The sequence below is a fragment of the Halopenitus sp. H-Gu1 genome, assembly GCF_041821145.1.
Classification (GTDB): Archaea; Halobacteriota; Halobacteria; order Halobacteriales; family Haloferacaceae; genus Halopenitus.
This window is the reverse complement of sequence record NZ_JBGUBC010000007.1, coordinates 131158-151040: the sequence shown is the minus strand read 5'-3', so window position 1 is coordinate 151040 and position 19883 is coordinate 131158. Positions and strand designations below refer to the sequence as shown.

24 protein-coding genes and 1 pseudogene are annotated in these 19883 nt (G+C 58.6%); 21 read left to right on the top strand and 4 right to left on the bottom strand.

All coding sequences use genetic code 11. The features are described from left to right. A partial coding sequence (locus ACERIT_RS07605; protein ID WP_373674242.1) for a hypothetical protein occupies positions 1-796 on the top strand: 796 nt, incomplete at its 5' end. 9 nt (positions 797-805) lie between these two features. Here ACERIT_RS07605 and ACERIT_RS07600 read toward each other — a convergent pair. After that, positions 806-2311, bottom strand: coding sequence for a hypothetical protein (locus tag ACERIT_RS07600; RefSeq protein ID WP_373674241.1), 1506 nt, complete (start codon positions 2309-2311; stop codon positions 806-808). Between the two features lie 151 nt (positions 2312-2462). Between ACERIT_RS07600 and ACERIT_RS07595 the strand changes: the two genes are divergently transcribed. After that, a complete protein-coding gene (locus ACERIT_RS07595; protein ID WP_373674240.1) occupies positions 2463-2951 on the top strand; it encodes a hypothetical protein in 489 nt (162 codons plus the stop codon). On the opposite strand, the gene ACERIT_RS07590 is transcribed toward ACERIT_RS07595, so the two are convergent. Next, a complete protein-coding gene (locus ACERIT_RS07590) occupies positions 2941-3714 on the bottom strand; it encodes a hypothetical protein (protein WP_373674239.1) in 774 nt (257 codons plus the stop codon). The genes ACERIT_RS07595 and ACERIT_RS07590 overlap by 11 nt on opposite strands. A gap of 207 nt (positions 3715-3921) precedes the next feature. On the opposite strand from ACERIT_RS07590, the pseudogene ACERIT_RS07585 reads away from it, so the two are divergent. The 8 genes and pseudogenes from ACERIT_RS07585 (at position 3922) to ACERIT_RS07550 (ending at position 10980) form a co-directional block, all read left to right on the top strand. Beyond that, a pseudogene (locus ACERIT_RS07585) lies at positions 3922-5089 on the top strand (ISH3 family transposase). 323 nt (positions 5090-5412) lie between these two features. Then, positions 5413-6357: a hypothetical protein gene (locus ACERIT_RS07580; protein WP_373674238.1), complete on the top strand. Its 945-nt coding sequence runs from the start codon at positions 5413-5415 to the stop codon at positions 6355-6357. Positions 6358-6359: 2 nt separating this feature from the next. Then, a complete protein-coding gene (locus tag ACERIT_RS07575; protein WP_373674237.1) occupies positions 6360-6680 on the top strand; it encodes a hypothetical protein in 321 nt (106 codons plus the stop codon). Between the two features lie 31 nt (positions 6681-6711). After that, entirely contained in the window at positions 6712-7089 is a 378-nt protein-coding gene (locus ACERIT_RS07570) for a hypothetical protein (protein WP_373674236.1), read from the top strand. A 269-nt stretch (positions 7090-7358) separates the two neighbouring features. Then, a complete protein-coding gene (locus ACERIT_RS07565) occupies positions 7359-9428 on the top strand; it encodes a type B DNA-directed DNA polymerase (protein ID WP_373674235.1) in 2070 nt (689 codons plus the stop codon). A gap of 156 nt (positions 9429-9584) precedes the next feature. After that, on the top strand, positions 9585-9941 hold the full coding sequence (locus ACERIT_RS07560; RefSeq protein ID WP_373674234.1) for a hypothetical protein: 357 nt from the start codon (positions 9585-9587) through the stop codon (positions 9939-9941). 114 nt (positions 9942-10055) lie between these two features. After that, positions 10056-10592 (top strand): SWIM zinc finger family protein, encoded by a 537-nt coding sequence (locus ACERIT_RS07555; RefSeq protein ID WP_373674233.1) that lies wholly within the window; start codon positions 10056-10058, stop codon positions 10590-10592. Positions 10593-10710: 118 nt separating this feature from the next. Then, positions 10711-10980, top strand: a complete 270-nt coding sequence (locus ACERIT_RS07550; RefSeq protein ID WP_373674232.1) for a hypothetical protein — start codon at positions 10711-10713, stop codon at positions 10978-10980. Between the two features lie 401 nt (positions 10981-11381). Here the strand turns inward: ACERIT_RS07550 and ACERIT_RS07545 are convergent, their stop codons facing one another. Next, entirely contained in the window at positions 11382-12167 is a 786-nt protein-coding gene (locus tag ACERIT_RS07545; RefSeq protein WP_373674231.1) for a hypothetical protein, read from the bottom strand. 139 nt (positions 12168-12306) lie between these two features. Here ACERIT_RS07545 and ACERIT_RS07540 point away from each other — a divergent pair, with 139 nt between their 5' ends. From ACERIT_RS07540 to ACERIT_RS07510, 7 genes are all read left to right on the top strand, one after another. After that, positions 12307-12912 (top strand): hypothetical protein, encoded by a 606-nt coding sequence (locus tag ACERIT_RS07540; protein WP_373674230.1) that lies wholly within the window; start codon positions 12307-12309, stop codon positions 12910-12912. A 203-nt stretch (positions 12913-13115) separates the two neighbouring features. After that, a complete protein-coding gene (locus ACERIT_RS07535) occupies positions 13116-13601 on the top strand; it encodes a hypothetical protein (protein WP_373674229.1) in 486 nt (161 codons plus the stop codon). A gap of 12 nt (positions 13602-13613) precedes the next feature. Beyond that, a complete protein-coding gene (locus ACERIT_RS07530) occupies positions 13614-14000 on the top strand; it encodes a hypothetical protein (protein ID WP_373674228.1) in 387 nt (128 codons plus the stop codon). A gap of 69 nt (positions 14001-14069) precedes the next feature. Next, positions 14070-14468: a hypothetical protein gene (locus ACERIT_RS07525; RefSeq protein ID WP_373674227.1), complete on the top strand. Its 399-nt coding sequence runs from the start codon at positions 14070-14072 to the stop codon at positions 14466-14468. A 168-nt stretch (positions 14469-14636) separates the two neighbouring features. Continuing rightward, positions 14637-14855: a GNAT family N-acetyltransferase gene (locus tag ACERIT_RS07520; protein WP_373674226.1), complete on the top strand. Its 219-nt coding sequence runs from the start codon at positions 14637-14639 to the stop codon at positions 14853-14855. A 251-nt stretch (positions 14856-15106) separates the two neighbouring features. Beyond that, positions 15107-15871 (top strand): lysostaphin resistance A-like protein, encoded by a 765-nt coding sequence (locus tag ACERIT_RS07515; protein ID WP_373674225.1) that lies wholly within the window; start codon positions 15107-15109, stop codon positions 15869-15871. An 87-nt stretch (positions 15872-15958) separates the two neighbouring features. Beyond that, complete coding sequence (locus ACERIT_RS07510; RefSeq protein ID WP_373674224.1) at positions 15959-16471, top strand: hypothetical protein; 513 nt, start codon at positions 15959-15961, stop codon at positions 16469-16471. A 9-nt stretch (positions 16472-16480) separates the two neighbouring features. On the opposite strand, the gene ACERIT_RS07505 is transcribed toward ACERIT_RS07510, so the two are convergent. Beyond that, a complete protein-coding gene (locus tag ACERIT_RS07505) occupies positions 16481-16855 on the bottom strand; it encodes a hypothetical protein (protein WP_373674223.1) in 375 nt (124 codons plus the stop codon). 104 nt (positions 16856-16959) lie between these two features. Between ACERIT_RS07505 and ACERIT_RS07500 the strand changes: the two genes are divergently transcribed. The 4 genes from ACERIT_RS07500 to ACERIT_RS07485 all read left to right on the top strand — a co-directional run bounded on the left by ACERIT_RS07500 (position 16960) and on the right by ACERIT_RS07485 (position 19869). After that, positions 16960-17841, top strand: a complete 882-nt coding sequence (locus ACERIT_RS07500) for a hypothetical protein (RefSeq protein WP_373674222.1) — start codon at positions 16960-16962, stop codon at positions 17839-17841. Positions 17842-17846: 5 nt separating this feature from the next. Then, entirely contained in the window at positions 17847-18140 is a 294-nt protein-coding gene (locus ACERIT_RS07495; RefSeq protein ID WP_373674221.1) for a hypothetical protein, read from the top strand. Between the two features lie 66 nt (positions 18141-18206). Next, positions 18207-18767, top strand: coding sequence for a hypothetical protein (locus tag ACERIT_RS07490; RefSeq protein ID WP_373674220.1), 561 nt, complete (start codon positions 18207-18209; stop codon positions 18765-18767). An 85-nt stretch (positions 18768-18852) separates the two neighbouring features. After that, on the top strand, positions 18853-19869 hold the full coding sequence (locus tag ACERIT_RS07485) for a class I SAM-dependent methyltransferase (protein ID WP_373674219.1): 1017 nt from the start codon (positions 18853-18855) through the stop codon (positions 19867-19869). The last annotated feature ends 14 nt before the right edge of the window (positions 19870-19883 follow it).

Below are 19883 nucleotides of genomic sequence, written 5' to 3'. Positions count from 1 at the left end.
GTCAAGGGAGGAGGTACAGGACTATATCGACGACTTGGAAGGCGACGCCGAGGCGATTGAGGAGCAGGCCCAGAAGTTCTTCTCGTCGTTGGATACTGAGAAAAGGCAGGTTAGAGCCAGCGTTGTGTCGGATAAAAAGAGGCCGAAGACGTTCTGGGAGGATCCCGAAGGACCACTACGGGAGACTCAGCGTGAGCTGAAGAGGAAGTACGAGTCATGGTATACCAGGTCGGAAAATCTGGTTTCTGCGTACCTTCCCGGTCGTTTAGAAGAGTTTGAGGAAGCACGGTCGGAGATTAAGGAGTACTTCGACTTGGAGAAGCCGAGTGCGGGCCTGGGATGGGAGAATGCGTTCAACGGGTTCGTGGATCTATTCGATGAGCAGAGGCACCTCCTGAACTCGGTGCCTGGCAGGATCGAGTCGGCTAGGCTGGAAGCGTGGCAACAGATCTCTCGACGAGTGGAGAAGGAAGAGATCCAGCAGGCCAGGGAACTGTTTGACGAGGATTTCGTCCGGGCCAGTGGTGTAGTCGCTGCAGTAGCCCTGGAACGCCACCTCTTGACTCTCTGCAAGAACTCTGAAGAGGTCGAGGTGTACAGGCCGAACCACGGGATTTCTCGCCTGGCACAAACCCTTCACGAAGCAGATGTGATTGACAAGACGACGTGGAACGATCTAAAAGCGTTAGCAAGTATCCGGGAGACCTGTGCCCATGCAGAAGAGCCGAAAAAGCCTGCTGTACGCAGGTTGATCAACGACTCTGAAGACTTCATCCGGCGAAACCCGCTTCACTGATACCGTCTTCTACTCTGTGACCTTCGTATAGACTGTGTTCCCGTATTTGTCCGTTCCAACCTTTCTCACGTTCAGCTGGGTGATTCTTCGGATCAAGGGTCGGTTGCATTCGGGACAGCGACGGCCACTCATGTCTAATTCTGCAACAGCCTCGCAGGAGGTACACTCGACGAAAGTGAGGTTTTCCTCAGGATCGTCGTATTCCTCTGCCTGTAAGGCTTCGTCGCTCCAGTCTAAGTCGGAGACATCTCTTTCTGTGGGGTCCGGTCCGTCGTATCGGCCTTCCAGGTTTTCCTGATCCCACACCGGTTTCAGACCCTGGTTCTTTTCGAGCCATGCCATTCCCCAGCCGGTTTGGCAGACACTGTGATTGTTCCGAGAGAGCTCCAACCCAGGGTACTCTAGATCCTGGTCAGAGGGGCGGCGGGCCAGCTGCACCTCATCTTCTTCCCCATCGTAGACGAGCAGGCCTACATCACCCAATGTGTCGTGTCGGGTCTCCAAGAAATGAAGGCCGTCCTCTGAGTATTTCAGGGGTAGGCAGAGATAGAGCTCTGTCAGGCCTCCGGAGTCGAGGTACCGCTTCAGTTGCTCGGCGATGTTCTCCTTGTTGGAGAGATCTGGCTTCACCTCGGTAGCAGTAATCTTGAACTGTTCTCGAGGATTCTCACCGTCATCGTCTTCGTCGTCTTCGGTTTCCATTCCTCCGAACCCGTACCGCTTGTCTTGGCGTTCGTGGTAGATCCTGAACGGACTCGCGTGTCCAGAGAAATGCATAATATCCGGTTGCTGCGGCTTCCTACTCTCCTTGCTGGGGATCACGGGCTCACGGATAACAGGTCCGGGGCTTTGTTCCATCAAGTGCTTCCACACACCGTGTGCGATATCAAATTCCCTGGGCTCGCCTTTTCCCCTCTCCGCAGCTTCCAGGCAGGGAGGTAGCTCAGGAAAAGTACCGGAGGGCCGGTCGTCGGTCAATGCTCTGGGTTGGCGCACGATCTCGATTCCGCAGGGCCTGTCGAAGTCCCGTGGCAGCATTCTCATTTCGACGTCGCCAGGTGCGAAAGGCGGTGCCCGGATCGCACCCACGTATTCTGGTGGTTCTCTGTCACCCCATTTGTCGAAGAACAGGCTCCACTTTTCGTCCCAGCTGTCTCTATCCTCGATCGCCCGGATCAACGGCTTCGGGCCTTGCGTGGCGACGTACATCGAGTCGCAGTACCCGGATTCAGCGTATCGGTCAAGTTGCTCGGTCAGGTTTCGGAGCTGGGTTGGTTTGATCCCATCCTCGGGGTCCGGTACTTCGGTGCTGAGGTCTTCGTCGCGTGCTCCCCAGGCCACCAGATTCCAGTGATTCTTGACCTCGATACCCCACCGTTGTCCGTTCGGCGTGACCACGTAGAGATCGATGCGTCCCAAATCCGGTAGTGAAACCTCACCGTAGACCGAAAATCCGCGGGATTCGAGTTCACTCCAGAGGGTTTCCTGGATCAACGGTTCGATGATCCGCGCCATTATCCATCCGATTTCGGCTTGTAGACCTAATAGTTGAGTTCTCGAATATCTGATCTGCCCCAGATGGCACACATAATCGTTACGTGTTAGCCCAGGAAACACTGTATCTATGTCTAATGGGTTGGGAGCAGGATTCGCCGGTCTGACGTTGATGGCGGTGCTGCTCGGCTTGGCCGCTATCCTAACCCTATCACTGGTCGGTGTCTTCCTCTTCCAGAGACGGAATGGGTCGGTTCCCAATCTTCTCAAGTACCTCTCCGTAGCTGTACTGCTCGGAGTTGTACTGGTTGCGGGCTTCGCGGTGGCAGCGTTATATGACGAGGCGGCTCGCCTGACCGCTGTATTCTTCGTGGTCGTCTGGATGCCTCTCGTCGCAGTCGCGTTCTATCTCACCCGGAGTGCCGAGTTGAACTGGCTCGATACCGTTGCGGTAACGGGTCTGGCCTGGAGTCTCCCGTTCATCGGTGGTGTGTTCGTTGTCTTCGGGCTTACCATTGGGATCAGCCAGGTTCTGGGTTGGACTTCTGTGCAGTCCCAGCAGTTGGGATTAACAACGATCGCAACGATTGTCGGCGGGATCGTGGTCATGGCTGGCGCTATCTTCCTCGGAAAACGAGTGAGCGGGGGATTCAGTTCCTGACGCGGAACAGCACCCGACAGGCGTGACGGGCCTGCTCCCTGTATTCCTCCATTTCGTTTTCGGTGACGTTAGTCTCGATAGAGTGGGCCTCTGCGTTTGCGTTCTGCCGGAATGCGTCCAGTTCGTCGATAAAGTCGCTGTCAAGGCCTCCAGAGCGATGCTGGAAGTCGTCGAGATTGTCCTCGAAAGTGTTGATGAGGTCGCTGAACTTCCTGAACCGCCGGTTTTCAGGAAGATAGTACAGTTCAATCTCCTGCTTCCCGTACTGGTCCCGGAGAAGGTCGATAAGGAGGTTCTCTAAGAGCTTCCGTGTCAGAACGAGCGTAGCGTCGTTAACCCCGATACGGTAGCACTGGTTGATGTCCTCAACCAGATCCGGGTAGAACGTGCCCGGGACATTGTCGATGTCGAGAAACCGTTCGGAGCGAAACGTGGAGTAGAGCACTCCTGTACCAAGATCCTCGTTCTCGAGGATGTCCAAGGCCGGGTATTTGTCCAGTGTATCTGAGTCGGTGTCGGCCAAGGTGTAGATCCGTTTCATAACGCCCACTGCTTTCTCCTCGTCCTCCTCGGCAACCTCTCTGAGAAACTGAGTTGTGTTTGGCTGCTGGTCGTTGTCTTTGAAGTCCCAGCTTTTGTAAAATCGATCGATATTCCGCATAGTGTCTGTTACGCCGAACTCTGTAGCGGCCATCTCCCAGTCATCTGGCTCCAAGTCTTTCTGGACGGCAAATCGGGAAAACTGGCCGATGAGAGTTACCATAGGATCCCGAGACATGGACAGGGGTACAGAAGTCAACTACCTGTAACTACCGCACCGTCTGTTGGATGAGATGATAGGACCTCTACACAGAACCTGCGCGCTATATCCAGCACGACACCTAGCGCTCATCACCGAAAGAGGGATTCAACAAGACCATTCTCAGTACATCACAAAGCCGGTTAGTTGAGACGTCTGCTTGCTGAAGGTGTGTCTAATACCAAGCAAGCAGACGGTGGAATCCACGAGGACCAGCTCCTTAACTTCCTCGTCAACGTTCTTGACGAGGAAGTTGCTCTCACTCTCGGTGAAAACGCTGAACTCCATGCTGAAGACATCTACGAGGTCCTCGTCGGCGCGTGCGCCGACGGGACCTCGGTCTCAACGCTCTGTGAGAGAAGTGAAGATGCACCCCACGAAAACTCGGTTCTCTACCATCTCCGCACCAAATTTGACCTTGAGACGCTCGAACAAGTTGGAAACACGCTCCTCCAGAAGGACGTTCTTGACGTCCTTCCCCAGCAGGTGGAGGTCGTTTCGGACCTCCACCTGCGGCCCTACTACGGCGACGAAGACGATACAGATGGCCTGTATCACTCACAAGCGAAGCGTGGAACAACTGCGTTCCACGCCTACGCGACACTCTACGCGCGTGTGAAGAACAAACGCTACACGCTGGCGGTGCGCCGTCTCGAAGACGGCGACACCGCCAGCAGTGTCCTCGCAGAGTTTCTCGGTCTCCTCGACGGCCTTGATCTTAACGTCAAGGCCGTCTTTCTTGACCGTGAATTCTACGACAGCAGGTGTTTGACGCTGCTTCAGGCGCACAACCACGCCTACGTCATGCCGGTCGTCCGCTGGGGACAGACGATCAAGCAAGAACTCTCGGAAGGCTGGAGTCGCGTGATTCAACACAGTCTGACGGCGAAACTCGACGGTCACAGCTGTGACCGTCGAGTTTCCCGTCTACATCGACTGTACCTACCAGAACGGACGGTACGACGACCATGGCGTGGCGCGTCACGGCTACGCCGCTGATGCGCCGTTCATCGACTCACCACGAGACGCTCGATACCACTACGCGAAACGCTTCGGTATCGAGGCGAGCTATCGACTCTCCGAACAAAGTATTGCGACGACCTCGACACAAAATCCGGTCGTACGGCTGTTGTACGTCCTGGTGAGCTTGCTGTTACAGAACGTCTGGCGGTATCTGCACTGGGAGTACGTGGCGACGCCCCGCCGAGGCGGGCGTCGCCTCTGGCAGTGGCCGTTCAAGGAGTTCATCAACATGATCCGACGGGCAGCGTGGACGGCCCTCGCGGTGCGTCGGGCCGTCCCCGCAAACCGACCACCAGACGACCGGTTTACCCGGTAATCACCACCCAGACAGCCTCTAGCGGGAGTGGTGACGCTGTCGCGTCGGCGGCAGCCGCCGCCGACAGCGACAGCTCTCGGTCGGTTCGTTTCTGATTCTCTCGTCGAGACCGTCAGTGCAACCGCTCCGCCACAGAATTCAGGCTTCAGAAACAGCTAGCCGAGGATGCTTTGTGAGGTACTGATTCTGGAAACAGTCTCGGAAACGGTCGAACTGTACAGAAACCCGGCGACTGGTTCGGTCCGGCATACGTCCGAACAGTTTCCCGGAAACATGGAAGCGCCACGCCGTGGCTTATCGGGAACGTGAACATCTAGTCGAATATGCCCAACAACGCGACATCAACGCCGAACCGATTGGCGGTGGATCAACCGACCCGGGACGCTGACCGCAATCGAACCCTTACTGAACAAGCCGACCCAACCACGGAGAAGATGCTGTTGCCGTCACTTGAGGACGGCATCACGCTGCTCGACATAGAAGGCGGCCGCGGCGTCCCAATCTTGCAATCGCTCGTGCTCAACCACCTCCTCCTGCACGACGGGCCCGCCTTCTGGGTGGACGCGAACGGCCACGCGACGACGACCACGCTCGCCCAAATCGCCCCCAGCCAGCGGTTGCTCGACCAGATCCACGTCGCGCGGGGGTTCACCGCCTACCAGCACTACGGCACCGTCTGCGATCTCCCGACGGCGGTGAACCACTCCATCCGGAGATCCACCGCCGACACCGGAACGAGCAGTCGACAGTCGACGGCTCGCAACGAGGACGCGTCCTCGCACACCCCGTCGCTCATCGTCGCCCCGGCGGTCGACGCGCAGTACCGCACTGACGACACGCTTGGAGACGCCCCCGCCGAGACACTCCAAGCGCGAACGCTCGCTCGACTGGCGACCTACGCGGATGGGTACGAGGTGCCGGTGCTCGTTACTCGCAGCAAAGCGGACGAGTTCGCGGCGCCGGTCGCGACGGCTGCCAAGCACCACTTAGAGTGCGAGCAAACCCGGATAGGGCCACGGTTCACGGGTGAGGAGTTCGAGACACTCGTCTATCCCGTCGACGATGGGGCATACTACCAGACGACGTTCGCCTACTGGCGTCAGTTACTCGGCGCGCGGGCCGAACAGGTCGGGCTGGAACCGGCCTCGCCCTCCACCCCGACCACGACCTCCGACGGCGTCGGAACGGGGATGACGGCCAACGGAACGACCGCATCACTCACTGCGAACCCACTACTCGATGCCTGGACGAGTGCTGGAGGGCGATAGTAATGGGGCGCACCAATCCGACGTATCGGGATGCGCTGCGAACTATCGAGGAGCGATGGACGGATTTCCGGCGGGCGCTCCGTCGTCGCGACCAACCACGCTTCGACCAACTGTTCGAATACGCTCGCGAGCACGCCGACGCGAGCGGACTCTTGAACCACCAAAACCCGCTGTTGCCGGCGCTGATCAGCATCGATCTCGAGCAGGAAGCCCGACTCGATGAACACGAAGACCGCCTCGCTGAACTCGAAAACGCACTCAACGAGGCGGACGATCGGCAACAACACTCCGAGGCAGGTACAACGGAGGACGGATTGCACTGATGGTTTTTAGTACGGGTACTAGACCGTTCGTATGGCAACGGATCGTTTTCAGAGAATCAACGACTTGGAATCAGGTGATCGAATTCGAATCCACCTTACCGGGGACGGTCCGGTTGAGGCTGGCGGCGTGACGTTTCAAAATCCGTGGGAGACCTCCGTCGGAAGCGTACACGAAGAGAGAAAGGACCCCCGGAAGGGAGATGAGGTCCGACATATCGAATTTCATCGGACAGTGCGTCTCGATGCACCTGACGAGATCGTGCCGCCTGATCGCATCGTGTTGAAAACTGCACATCGGATGGAGCAGGAGAACACGCTTCGGCTGACATTCAAACAGCTGATCGAAGATAGTCCCGGTCACTATACTCTCCATGCCCTGGGACTCGAGGATATCGAGGTTCTCGAATGAATTTGTATCGAATACAGCGCCTCAGTACCGTAATTAGTAGACTTAACCAACGCCCCGTAGCAAGCGTGGGTTTGTTGGTTAAGATGGACGGAGAAGGGGAATCAGCGCCCCGGAAGTGTTTGCGGAAAATGGATGGAAAGCCCCAAATTCGCGTTCCACGCCCTTCGCAGCCGTGTCACACAGATTCCCTGAACTCCGGAAGCGACACACTGTCGATTATCGGGTGAGCGCACGTTGGCGTGCCTATGCTGGAGGACGACGGATAGAAAATGCCATTCACATTCGATTTCCTTGATGACGGCCGTGTCCTCGAATGGAAGACGACGGTTGACGGCGCCGTCGCGACCGAACGCGAAGACTACTCACCGCGCTTCTACGTCGCATCCCGCGCACCAGATGCCGAGATCAACCTCACGAGACTCCGTAGCGTGTACGAACGGCACCCGGACGTCGTCGCAACCGATATCGTCGCCCGGCGGCCAGGCTTCCGTCGCGACGACGAGGACGTCCTTGCCGTCGACGTTGCCCACATCGATCGGATCACCTCGCTGGCTCGACAGGCACGCCAGCTGTCCGAGTACCCTGTGGGGGATCTCGCCTGCTTCAATGTCGATCTCTCGCGGGAGTTTCGGTACTGTCTCGAGAACGATGTAGATCCGACGCCAACGAGCGATCTCTCGACGCTGCGACTCGACGTCCCACTCACAGAGACGACCGGCGATGCGTATACCGAACTTGCCGTCGGCGGCGAGACGGTCACGGGCCCGCCAGCAGATATCCTGACGACAGTCCAAGCTGCGCTTGACGACCACGATCCGGACGTCCTCGTCTGCTCGACGAGCGAGATCGTCCCGACCCTGTACGAGATGACCATGACCGCCGGCGCCGACAATTTCTCACTGAGCCGGTCCGGCGTCGAATTCCAGCAGCTCGCGAGCCGCTCGACCTACGCGAGCTACGGCCGCGTCGGGCACTCGCCGGCGCGCTACAACGTGCCCGGAAGAGCGGTCATCGACCGATCGAACACGTTCTTCTTTGGCGAGACCAACATCGACGGCGTCCTCGACCTCGTCTCGCGGTCGCGCAAGCCGATACAGGAGGCAGCCTGGGCGTCGATCGGCAACATCCTCACAGCCATCCAAATCTGTGAAGCCCACGACCGCGGCGTCCTCGTCCCGTGGCACTCCTGGCGCCACGAGAAATTCAAATCAACAGGGGTGCTCCACGATGCCGATCGTGGTGGGTTCATCTTCGCGCCCGAGGTCGGTCTTCACGAAAATGTCCACGAACTCGATTTCTCGAGCCTCTATCCGAACATCATCTGCACGCACAACGTCTCGCCGGACGTGATTCGCTGCGAGTGCCATCGCGACCGCGAGGACGTCCCCGGACTCGGCTATTCGATCTGTGACGACCGGGGCTACCTCGTCGACGTCCTCCAGCCGATCATCGATGCGCGCGACGAGATCAAAGCCGCCATCCGTCGCGAACAAGAACGCGACGATCCCGACAAGGAACGTCTCGAAGAACTCGAAGGGCGGTCGGGGGCGCTGAAGTGGATCCTCGTCGCCTGCTTTGGGTATCAAGGCTTTAACAACGCCAAATACGGGCGCATCGAGTGCCACGAGGCAATCAATGCGTTCGCGCGCGAAATCCTGTTGACGGCGAAGCAACGCCTCGAAGCCGGCGGCTGGCGTGTCGTCCACGGCATCGTCGATTCGATCTGGGTGACAACAGATCCCGACATCGACGACGAGGACCGCGAGGACCTCGAAGAACTCGCGACTGAGATCACCGAAGCGGTTGAAATCCGCCTCGAGTATGAATCGCACTATGACTGGGTGGCGTTCGTCCCACAGCGCGAGAGCGACGCCGGCGCGCTAACGAAGTATTTCGGAAAGGTCGCCGATGAGGACGAGTTCAAGATCAGAGGCATCGAAGCCCGCCAGCGGTCGACGCCGCCGTTCATTGAGGACGTCCAGCGAGAATGTCTCGATCGCCTCGATGCGACGGAGTCGCCAGAGGCAGTCCTCAGCGATATCAACACCAAGACGGTGCCAACGATAATCACGGTCGAAGTGTTGGATGTCGAGTTCATCCAGCAAGCGGGAGAGAATCGCACTGAGATTGATGAAATGATGGAGCATCTTGATGAAGCACGTCAGAGACGGCAGGAACAACGGGCCAACGAGACCTGTGCCAATTGTATTTCTATTGAGAGCGACACCCGATTGTCTGTAGAGCGAAAACAAGGGGGACGAGATCTACATTACTGCGCACAGTGTGGTCGGTTGCTCTCTACCGAAGAGTATCAAGAGTGGATAGCGATTCACGATTAGCTCGAATTGAGAAACCAGTTAGTGACTGCGCCAATTCATCCGCGATCAGATTGATTCCGAGATCCTCCTCGGCTTCGAGCACGTAGTCAACATCTTCTTCCAGCATCTCTACCAGCGTTTGTTCTACCCCTCGGGAAGTAGAGGATAGGACAACCGATGACCGACACGGATAGTCCACAATCGTTCGAGCAGCTCCGCGACCAATTCGAAGACGAGTGCGTCCTCGCCGCGTTTGATCGAGCAGACCGCTCTCCAGAGAGCGAGAACGTGGAGGTCCTCTTCCTCGATGATGAGTCTGGCCGTATCTACCGTGTCCTCGACGCAACTCGTGGCGCACCCGACTCAGGCTGGTTCGTCATCGCCCTCGCAGGACCGAACCCTCAAGACGGCTTCAAGTGCCAGCATCGCATCCACGACTCCGACACCCACCGAGTCCTCATCACCCAGGTCAAGGAGGACGACCAAGAAACGGGAGTCCAATCTGCAGGACCTTGCTCCGAAACAACCGAATAGCGATCTCGATTTCCAGAACCCCCTCAAGGGCATCGACAGCCATCACAAGCATAGATGAGCGATCTGTGACGCGGGCGTTTTTCACTCCCTAGCAGCGGGTGGAGGAATCATATCGTGAGTTCACACTCCACCGCAGCGACCGGAGACGCATCCGACTCGTCCCCAACGCTGCCCCAGAGTACTGACCGACGTGACGAACGCGCTCGTAACGAAACGATGGATGTCGCGCTCCTCAAGCAGGGCGGCATCTACTCAGTAACCGGCGAGTCCGGGGAGACCTACACTGTCGACCTCATCGACGAAACGTGTACTTGTCCGGATTACCAAGATCGCGATCCAGAGGGTGGCTGTAAGCACGTCCGGCGCGTCGCCATCGAAGTCGAAGAAGAGACCGTCCCCCGGCCCGACGGAAAACTCCCGACGTCGGCACTCACGACGTCAACCCAAGAGGCCGACGACAACGACGCCCGTGACGACGCTGACTACCAGCAGGCAGAAGCCGCCATCATCGACGCCATCCAGGACCGCGAGGAAGAAATCGCCCGGCTTCAGTCAGAGATTGAGGCACTCGAATTCGTCACCGACACGCTCCAGGTCATCCGCGACCCTGACGAGGACTTCAGTCTCGACGCGATTCGCGACCAGCGATAGTTCACCCACGTTCACTCACACACTATGAGTACGTCCACTCACCACGATCGAACAGTCACCATCGACGCGCAGATCATGGATGCCCTGTATGAGCGGTAGACAACGTGGAGGTCGACGTATGACGCCCAGCAAGAACACGCCGACGCCAATGGCCTGTCCCGAGTGCGGCAGCCGGTCCTTCTCCTGGATCATCGAAGAAGTCCAGTTCGGCGACATCCAGAAGTACGACGACAGCACCTTCGAGGAGGTCGGTATGAAGCGCGGCGATGTCGTCGGGAGTGACGTCAAGGACGAGGGTGTCTACTGTACGAACTGCGATGAGCGTCGCGACCGCGACGAACTCGTCCCCGCCGACGAGGGGGCCACCATCGACCAGGAGGCCGCGTGATCATGCCGATGTGCCAAGACTGCGGAAACACCGAATCCTTTGTCCACCGAATTCGAGGGACGGAAACACGACTCTACGTGGAAAATGGGGAGATCGACAAAGTCGAAGAGCAATCAATCGAATCCACAGAGTACTGGTGCGCTGAGTGCGAGAGCCGTAACGTCGTCTTCGACGCCGACCCAGAGAACGAGCCCGAGGCGTCCACATCCAGCAGAACGTAACTATCCTCCCCCGCCCGGAATCTATGAACTCAGCTGCTCTGGCGAATTGACAAGCAGTGATTGCTGACTGAACGCATCTGATCGATTCACATCTCTAGGTAATTGGTTGCTCCAGGTGTTCCGGAGATTTTCAATCACTTCGGTGTTGCCCAGTATGGGCATAGATTTGTTCCTGCGCAGTTAGAGGAATGGAAGGACAAAATTCACGACGGCCCACAGGATGGCCAAATAAAGGAAGAACAGTAGAGAAAACATCTGGAAGCATCGCACCGTGAAGTCCCAAATCCCGCTGGCAGTCAACCCTTCAGATTTGGTTGGGTGGTGATCCACATCCAAATCGTCTGGTAGTGCATTCATCACGCCGTCTGCGTGGGCATGGCCGACGATGGCCAGAACTGAGTCGTTCGTTTCCAAGGCTTCCTGAATTTTTTTGCCCATTAGTTCGTCCCGGTTTTGCTCTCCCCGGTTGAACCGGGTATTGTAGATGCGAATCGTCAACACCGGGATACCGAAGCTGGCCAATAGGAAGGAAGCGCCTTGGACTGGACCCCAAATTAGGCCAACCCCCACGCTACTGGGGAGCATAATGAAGTAGAGAAAAGCCGAAAACCATCGGACCAACCGGGGGGCGTTCCGAAGGACTTCAGCATCGCTTTCCCGAGTGAAGTACAGGTCTGCATCCTGGAATCTGGCGAATTCAATCAGGACTTCTTTCGAAATGTAGAGCGGCCCCATTACGTAGAACATCCCCCCTATCGCCTGCTGGAACCACCCCTCGGTGATGCCCCATTCGGGGTTCTTTTCGCTCCCTTCCAGTACCAACGCCTCGATCCCCTCCCGCATCAGTTCCAGTTCTTCTTCGTGGTCCTCTCGACTGGCATGGTTTTCTGCTTTCAGTATCACCTGCTTCTGGTCCTTTTCCGCCTCTCTCTTACTGGGGCTCAATGCTTCTGATTTTGCACTCATTTTCGCTTCGAATCGGAATACCACCTGCTACGCTATTTATCTAAATTATTGTTGAGAGTCGAATGTATTGCGACCGCACAGAAACGATTGTAGAGGGAACGGTATACTATTGGTGATCGCACAATAAACCCAATCCGACATGAGTGAGGGCGATAGTCCGGGAAGGCCCCCCAATAAGAGCGATGAGGAGATCGTGGCTACTGTGAGGGCATTAATTGAAGCCACAGATAGTCCGGCTATTGAACGAAAAGTCATCCAAGAGGAATTAGAGTATTCGGAGCAAGCGATGCGAGATCGGTTGAGGTCATTAGTTGACGATGAGAAAATTGGCCGATACGACGCAAGTGGGGCACACATTTTTTGGGTTCCAAAAGATCAGGAAATGGGAGGAGAAGCAGATTCACCAGAAATAGTCACTGATATCGATTCCATCGACCCGGATGACATTTCGACGGGAAAAGTGCGTGAGCTTGCCTTAGCAAAACTTCCAGACTACCAACCGAAGACGATCTACCTTAGTGTTCATAATGTCGGTGACACGCTCCTTCGATGGGGGGTGGTCATATTCTCTGTTGGAATAATGTTACTTCTCACACAAACGGCATTGTCGGACTTCATTCCTCCCGTCGTCCAGGCTCAGGTCGTGCTGGCCGGATTTGGGTTTGTTGCCTTCGGTGGACTTCTTCAAGTAGCCTCATTCATCGGGCGGAAATTGTCCGAACGTGGTGTTGAATTCCTTCCGTGAGACTGTAGGTTGATACAGCTGGTATTGGACGAATTCGGCAACGCGCTATGTTAGCTGTCTGGCTATGCCCTGTAGGACAGGAATAGCGCGCATCTTCGACGGCGCCGATACATATCACGACGGACCGTTCCTCGATGCTCGAATCTGGCAGGAGTAACCGCCCGGCCTGTTGTTTTTCACCCCCATCTGAAGTGAGGTGCAGAATGCGATCGTTCCTTCCACCGTCGGAATTCGAGCTCTCGGATCTCCCCGAGAGACTCGATGTCGAACAGCAGCTCAAGGACCGTCAAGGAGTCCATATGGCGTTCGCGACGACAGCCCTCACGGTCGACATACTCGGTCGTGATCAAGGCGAACGCCACGATGCCCTGAAGGGACTCGTCCAAGCGTGGGACTACATCGCCCGCCAGCACGGCGAGGACGTCCACGTCGAGTACACCGGGAAGCCGTGGCAGACGCTCAACATCGACGTCATCGACCGCGCCGGCGAGCCCGCAGCGGGAGGCGGAATCACCCAATACGGTGTGCTCAACACGGAACGAGATGTCCTCCTCAAGTTCGGTCAGTTCGGCCCGACACTCACGACGAACCGTGAGAAGGCGGCCAAGCAAGCACAGGCAGACAGCCACCTCGAGCTCGTCGAGGTCACGACCATCCCTCTCGATCAGACGACTCCACTCACGCACTAACCAGAGGTAAATATGACCAGAGAACCTCAGCGCCAGCTCCCCACCGAGACGTCCGACGCCGTCTCCGCCCACATCGCCGCCAGTGAAGAGGCCAGTGACCTCACCTTCCAAGACGCCATCGAGGCGCTTCGAGAAGAGATCGATGGCTACGGAGACCGGATTCACGCGAGCGCTGCAGTCCTCCGAGCCGTCGACGAGCTCGGCATCCCGAACAACATCCTTACCCATCCCCGCGTCGAACAAGGCATCTGGCGATACAGCCACGACGCTGAAACCGTCCGCCGCGAGATCGAGATCACCATCGAACGCGAAGCAGACGACGACGTCACCGTCGACGAGATCGTCGCCGCCTATCGCGTCGCTGCCGCCCGTCTCGATACGCCCATCGACGTGGACTGACCCGCCACGTCCAATTCAGCTTGTATTCCCGCGGGTGTCAAAGCCAGCAGCTCCCTTCTCAAGCCTTCCATGGCAGTCATCGTCATCAACATCAAAGAAGAGCGAATCGACTCCAAAGACGAAGCCCCTTCAGACGTTCTCGAGTCACTCCTCACTCCGTTCAAATCGCTGGATAGTGATACTGTCGACCCCGAGTACGTCCGGAAACTCCTCCGTCGGCTTCCGGCCGTCGCACTCGAAATCCGGCAATCGACGTACGAACCCGACTGGGAATTCGGGAAGCCCTGTCCGGTCTGTAGGAACGTAACTCTGAGCGCCATGACGGTCAGCGAAGACATTTACAACTCAAGCGACGGCGAATTCGAGTACGTCAAGAAGGGCGACGCGAACGGTCCCGTCCTCTCGGTTGTCTGCCCCGAGTGCCGGACACACCTCTCGCACGTCCCCTACCAGAATCTGACCAGCTGACCAATAGCGTTCGTCGACACCAGTCCCGACATCACTATCGGATACTCACGGCTCTCGCCGAACGCCGTCTGGTGCTTCTTCTACGAGATCGAGGATGTCTCGAATCTGACTCCCGCCAAGGAACAGGGAGAGGCGTGGGAGGCCCTCGTCGACAGCGACCGCGTCGGAATGGCAGTCGTCGATACCGTCGGAACGCCGTTCGTGAGTCGAATCGCCGTCACACCGAATGCGCGACGGATGGGCGTCGCGACCGCAATTATCGACCGCCTCCAAGACGAGTATTCGCGCCTCCGCTGCCGCGTTCACCAGGAAAATCCAGCTGGCATCAGACTCGTCGAATTCACCGGAGTCCACCGGAAACAGAGGGGTCACTACGGCGAACTCTAGTGGTACGATACACAACCCGACGACGTCGACGACGAGTAGTCCCAAGGTGGCTTTCTCACGTTCCAGGACCGCGCAGACGTATGAATCCAGAACTCGTCCATCCACGCGGGAACATCACGGCCGTACTCCCGCTGCTCGACCCAGCCCAGCAGCGCCGCTACCCGAACGCCCTCGAGCGATGGGCCCTCAGGTTCACACCCGACCGTTAATGCGGTCGCACGCACAACCGAAGTGCAGGACTCGAATAGCTTATGGACTTCGAGAGCACGTTCCGGGAGGACGTCATCCACCTCTGGCGAACGCTCCGCTCCGTCGTCCTCGCGCTCGTCTTCATCTTCGGCGCAATCATCACCAGTCTCATCGTCGGCTACGTGGGCATCATCGTTCTCGACCTTACCTACCCAGCTGCCCAGCAGTCAGAGACGGGACGCTTCCTCGTCACTACCGCGTTTAGTGAACTCGGATACGCGATTTTCGTTGGTGGCCTCCTCTACTGGAAAACCGACCTCCTCCCCGCTGGCCTCCGCTTCCGCCGTCCGACCCGCCGCGACGCCCGCTGGATACTCGGCGGCATACTTGTGTTGGTTGTCACGGAGTACGTACTCACGTCCCTCTTCTCCGTTTTCAACGCCCCAACCGCACAGAACGTGGCTGCGATCGAGGCCACCAAACACGCCTCCCTACTCATGTTCGGCGGGCTCATCGCCGAATCCCTCCTCATCACCGGGCCCTGTGAGGAGATCTTGTTCCGCGGCCTCATCCAAGGGTATCTCCGCAGGTACTTCTCCGCCATCGGTGCGATACTCCTCGCCTGCTTCTTCTTCGCGAGCGCGCACCTCCTCGCCCTGCAGGGCTCCCCGAGCGGCATCCGAAATATCATCCTCTCACTCTTCGCGCTCTCACTCGTCCTCGGCTTCGCCTACGAACGTACCGACTCACTCTTCGTCCCGATCCTCATCCACGGTAGCTATAACGCCATCCTCTTCGCCAGCCTCGGCCTCACCCACCTCTACTAACGGCCGTCTCCGTGTCACCCAAGCCATCCCGCCGTTCACACCAATTCTACCGGTATTATTTAATATCGGATATGCGACGAGTGGGTCATGCGTTTCGCATTAGCAGAAGCGAACTGGGGAGACGACGACGGCACCACGTCGCTCGCGATTGTCACGCCGGCAGACCTCGACCGGCCCTCAGAGTACGGCCGACCCGCAACGGACTACCAGACCGCTGAAATCGGCTACGAATTCGACTCCACGTACGACCCGACCGTCGACGACCACCCCGACCCGACTCCCGTCGTCTTCTACCCCAACGAACTCCGCGACATCGTCACGGAAGTCCGGAAGACGCTCGGCGTTGACCCGTTCTCGCCCGTGAACTTCGATGTTCTCGTCGACTGGGCTGACGACCAAGAGGGAGGAGAAGGACTCCTCGGGCAGATCGGCACGAATGAAGAGGGGAAGTGGTGTAAGCAGTTCAAGATGCTCCGGAACGACGGCGGCCACCCCTACCTCAAAGTCCAGCGCGGCGCCCACCACACCTGGCTCCGCGGGTCGCCGACACTCGGTCGCGAAGAGTTCGAGGGCGTCTTCGGAGACGTTACCGTCATCTGACCACCGGGATCAGTCCTCCTTCGGGTTGACAGGCGCGATATACTCGTTCTTCCAAGTGTCGCCCTCCCGCCATTGCCAATAATAATACCTGTATCCCTGTTTCGGCTCCTTTACCGTGATGTACGCCCCTGTAGCGGGTACGTCGTCGTAATCGTCGGGGTCCATCGAGACACCCTGCTCCTCGAGGTCCTCGACGACATCATCGTCGACGGCATCCTCGGGTGACGTATCTGGAGACGTAGGTGGTCGCTCCCGCTTCCAATCGGCGAGGGCCTGTGCGTAGTCAGCCAAGTCATCCAGCTCCTCGGCCGATAATCCGTCCACCACGTCCCGCAGGTGTCCGGGGAGGTCGGGTGCAGAAGGCCGCTCAGTGTCGCCCGTCATCAGTTACCCCACAGACGGCCACGGCCATAACCATTGTGGGGTAACTCGCGGGGAGCGCCCTCCGGTGCTTTCTCGCCCCCCACGGATGCTGGAGGTAGCCACGCATGTCAACCCACCAGATCGCCCCGGCGGACGAGCACCTCCCACCGCTCGAACTCCCCGCGGGCGCGCTCGACGCATCGCACCCTGACTACGAGAACACCACGGGCAGCGACTCGCCAGAGATCGAACCTATCGAGCATCGCATCCGTCTCGACATCATCGAGGCCGACGGCCTCATGTCTCACGACACTCACGGCCCCACACCGCTCGCTCGGCAGTACATCCAGAAAACGCTCGTCGATACCTACGAGAGCGAACGCCGGTTCTTCCCCTCCTACGACCGCCTCAAGGACTTCCTCAACGATGCTCCTGCCTTCCTCACGGGCGAACTCGAACCCTATTACCGCGAGCTCGAGCGGATTCGCGCCGATCGCCGGAAGTGGTACACGGAACTCATCCCGAAGAACCTCGACACCATCCAGGGGACAGCTGACTCCCTCCTCCCCCTCCACGCAAACACCTTCCACGGTGTCGTCATCGTCGATGCGAACACCGATCCCATCGAGTATGCCGACGAACACGACCTCGATCGCGACGACATCATTCGGGAAGCCCAGCTCGACAACCACATTATGCCCTCCGAATACGGCATCACTCTCCCGGCGCCGCTCCTCATCGGGGAATTCGCCAGCGACTCCACCTACGCCTTCCTCCCCTGGTCAGACGCCGTCGTCTGCGGCTGTCCCTACAAGCAGACGAACAACTGGGCGGTGATGTGCAAGCATGAGCTCGCGGCTGCGTCCCGTCTCGCCAACGCCCACGAAGAGGACCTTGACGCCAAGTACGTCCTCCCGATCGACGTCGGTGTGGACGTCCCGCAGCGCACCCGCCGGTTCGTCAGCCCGACCGTCGCCGCCACCCACACGCCCCGGAAGCAACGGTGATCACGATGACGCCCTCCATCGCAGACTCGGGGAGCCACCCCCAACTCCAGTGGCTAATACGCGGGTCGCCCGCGATCACCTTCACTGAAGCTCTCCACAACGCCATCCCTGCCGAAGTCCTCGACAACACCGTTGTCGACGCCGACGCCTACTATCACGTCGCGACAGACACCCTCATCGTCGTCCAATTCGATACCGTCCAGACCGTCCTCGAACGGGACGGTTCCCCTCTCCGCTGCCCACACGACCACGACCCCGCTTCCTGCCCGTTGTGTCCCACTCAAGACGACACGTCCTAGTCCGATTCACTCGACGACACCAACCACCACCCACACGACCCGTCACCAGCCTGCTCGTGAGTCCCGATGTCCCGTGAACTCCACGCATTCGAGCACGTCACCTGCACCGAGAAGACCGTTCCCGAGGTCCTCACTGACGCTTCTCACGGCGCCGTGCTCGTCGTCGCACCCGATGACAGCCGCCTCGACACCTTCCTCCACCGCCACGGCTCTGGGCAAACCACACTCTTCGGCGACGACTCCCTCCTTCCCAGCTCGTACGACTACCAGATCGGCGGCCTTCCCGAGTCGTCGGACGACTCTCTTCCCATCGAGACAGACGCCTACGATACGCTCATCACCCTGTTCAGTCTCTCCGGCTACTTCCAACGCGGTCCGGCCTTCATGGATTTCACGCGCATCGTCAGCAGCGACGGCACGATCCTCTCTGCGACTGGCCTCCAGCCCACCGAAGACGCCTACCACGACTTCAAGGGCTGGGTGCCCAACAGCAAGCGCGTCACCCTCGAAGAGATCATACTCACCCGAACGGAAGCCTTCCAGACACCGAATCTCGTCGCGAAGTTCACACGCGACCGACCCCACAAGCACACCGAGTCCGTCGCGATCCAGGAAGTCCCCACGTAATGCCCGCTCCTGACGAGAACACCGAGTCCACCGCCACCCGGACGGTCCTCAATCCCGACCGCCGAGGAGAACGGAGGCGATCATGATGAGCGACACGCGCAATCCCCACCACAGGAGGCTTCCCGACGGCGTCGACCCAGCCGACGCACTGAACGAACGCTGGAAGTGGAGTGAGAGCGTCACAACCTTCGTCGCCGACCGCCTCGAGGGTCGCTCGCTCAAGGTCTGCACGGGCCTCAGTCCCATCTGCGACATCAATCTCGACATCCTTCTCCTCCCCGACATCATCGGAGAATACGAGGACGCCGACTACGCCATCGACCCGGTGACCCTCGAGATACAGCCCGAGGCGGCCGCGCACGAGGCATTCGGCGGTCGGTTCGTGCAGGGCGATATGGTTAACCTCCCCTTCGCGGATCAGTCGTTCGAGACCGTGGTAAGCGACCCTCCGTGGCGGGGGAAGTCTGAAGCGGATCGTCGCCGGATGTTCGCGGAGTGCCTTCGTGTCTGCGCGATCGGCGGAAAGCTCATCTACAACGCCACCTGGCTTCCCGAGCATGAGCGCGCTCGCCTCCGCGACACGCGCGTCCGCCAAGAGAAGGACTTCTGGGGCTGTCCCTCCTTCCTCGTCTTCTACCGCCGGACTCCTGACGAGTACGAACTCCTCGCCTACTACGAGTACGAGGTGGATTCCCACGCGCGAGCGGTCGTTATGGCGAAGTACGTCGACCCCGATCGAATCACGAATCCCCGCGCAGTCGACCCGAATGAGGGCAAATACCACTGCCCGAAGTGCGGCTCGACCCGCCTCGGCCAGCTCGACGAGGTGACAAACCCTCACGACATCTACGAGTACGATCTATACGAATGCTTGAACCCACGGTGTGGCTTCCGCGTCAGTGAAGACGAACTCGAACAACAGGCCGCTCACATCGAAATCGCCGACGTCGAGTCCTGGGAGGAGTGGCAGGCATTCCTCGCCGCCCGCGGCTTCACCGACTGGCGTGATGCGATGGACCAAGCGGGTGAACGTTTCCTCACCCTCTCGCCGAGCCGTGACGACCAGACTTTCTCCGGCTCCCGAGACGACCGAGGAGCCTAATCGGGCACCTCACA

Coding starts and splice junctions, on each gene's coding strand:
- ACERIT_RS07600 (WP_373674241.1), bottom strand. CDS start 2,311: ATGGCGCGGATCATCGAACCGTTGATCCAGGAAACCCTCTGGAGTGAA.
- ACERIT_RS07595 (WP_373674240.1), top strand. CDS start 2,463: ATGGCGGTGCTGCTCGGCTTGGCCGCTATCCTAACCCTATCACTGGTC.
- ACERIT_RS07590 (WP_373674239.1), bottom strand. CDS start 3,714: ATGGTAACTCTCATCGGCCAGTTTTCCCGATTTGCCGTCCAGAAAGAC.
- ACERIT_RS07580 (WP_373674238.1), top strand. CDS start 5,413: ATGCCCAACAACGCGACATCAACGCCGAACCGATTGGCGGTGGATCAA.
- ACERIT_RS07575 (WP_373674237.1), top strand. CDS start 6,360: ATGGGGCGCACCAATCCGACGTATCGGGATGCGCTGCGAACTATCGAG.
- ACERIT_RS07570 (WP_373674236.1), top strand. CDS start 6,712: ATGGCAACGGATCGTTTTCAGAGAATCAACGACTTGGAATCAGGTGAT.
- ACERIT_RS07565 (WP_373674235.1), top strand. CDS start 7,359: ATGCCATTCACATTCGATTTCCTTGATGACGGCCGTGTCCTCGAATGG.
- ACERIT_RS07560 (WP_373674234.1), top strand. CDS start 9,585: ATGACCGACACGGATAGTCCACAATCGTTCGAGCAGCTCCGCGACCAA.
- ACERIT_RS07550 (WP_373674232.1), top strand. CDS start 10,711: ATGACGCCCAGCAAGAACACGCCGACGCCAATGGCCTGTCCCGAGTGC.
- ACERIT_RS07545 (WP_373674231.1), bottom strand. CDS start 12,167: ATGAGTGCAAAATCAGAAGCATTGAGCCCCAGTAAGAGAGAGGCGGAA.
- ACERIT_RS07540 (WP_373674230.1), top strand. CDS start 12,307: ATGAGTGAGGGCGATAGTCCGGGAAGGCCCCCCAATAAGAGCGATGAG.
- ACERIT_RS07535 (WP_373674229.1), top strand. CDS start 13,116: ATGCGATCGTTCCTTCCACCGTCGGAATTCGAGCTCTCGGATCTCCCC.
- ACERIT_RS07530 (WP_373674228.1), top strand. CDS start 13,614: ATGACCAGAGAACCTCAGCGCCAGCTCCCCACCGAGACGTCCGACGCC.
- ACERIT_RS07525 (WP_373674227.1), top strand. CDS start 14,070: ATGGCAGTCATCGTCATCAACATCAAAGAAGAGCGAATCGACTCCAAA.
- ACERIT_RS07520 (WP_373674226.1), top strand. CDS start 14,637: ATGGCAGTCGTCGATACCGTCGGAACGCCGTTCGTGAGTCGAATCGCC.
- ACERIT_RS07515 (WP_373674225.1), top strand. CDS start 15,107: ATGGACTTCGAGAGCACGTTCCGGGAGGACGTCATCCACCTCTGGCGA.
- ACERIT_RS07510 (WP_373674224.1), top strand. CDS start 15,959: ATGCGTTTCGCATTAGCAGAAGCGAACTGGGGAGACGACGACGGCACC.
- ACERIT_RS07505 (WP_373674223.1), bottom strand. CDS start 16,855: ATGACGGGCGACACTGAGCGGCCTTCTGCACCCGACCTCCCCGGACAC.
- ACERIT_RS07500 (WP_373674222.1), top strand. CDS start 16,960: ATGTCAACCCACCAGATCGCCCCGGCGGACGAGCACCTCCCACCGCTC.
- ACERIT_RS07495 (WP_373674221.1), top strand. CDS start 17,847: ATGACGCCCTCCATCGCAGACTCGGGGAGCCACCCCCAACTCCAGTGG.
- ACERIT_RS07490 (WP_373674220.1), top strand. CDS start 18,207: ATGTCCCGTGAACTCCACGCATTCGAGCACGTCACCTGCACCGAGAAG.
- ACERIT_RS07485 (WP_373674219.1), top strand. CDS start 18,853: ATGAGCGACACGCGCAATCCCCACCACAGGAGGCTTCCCGACGGCGTC.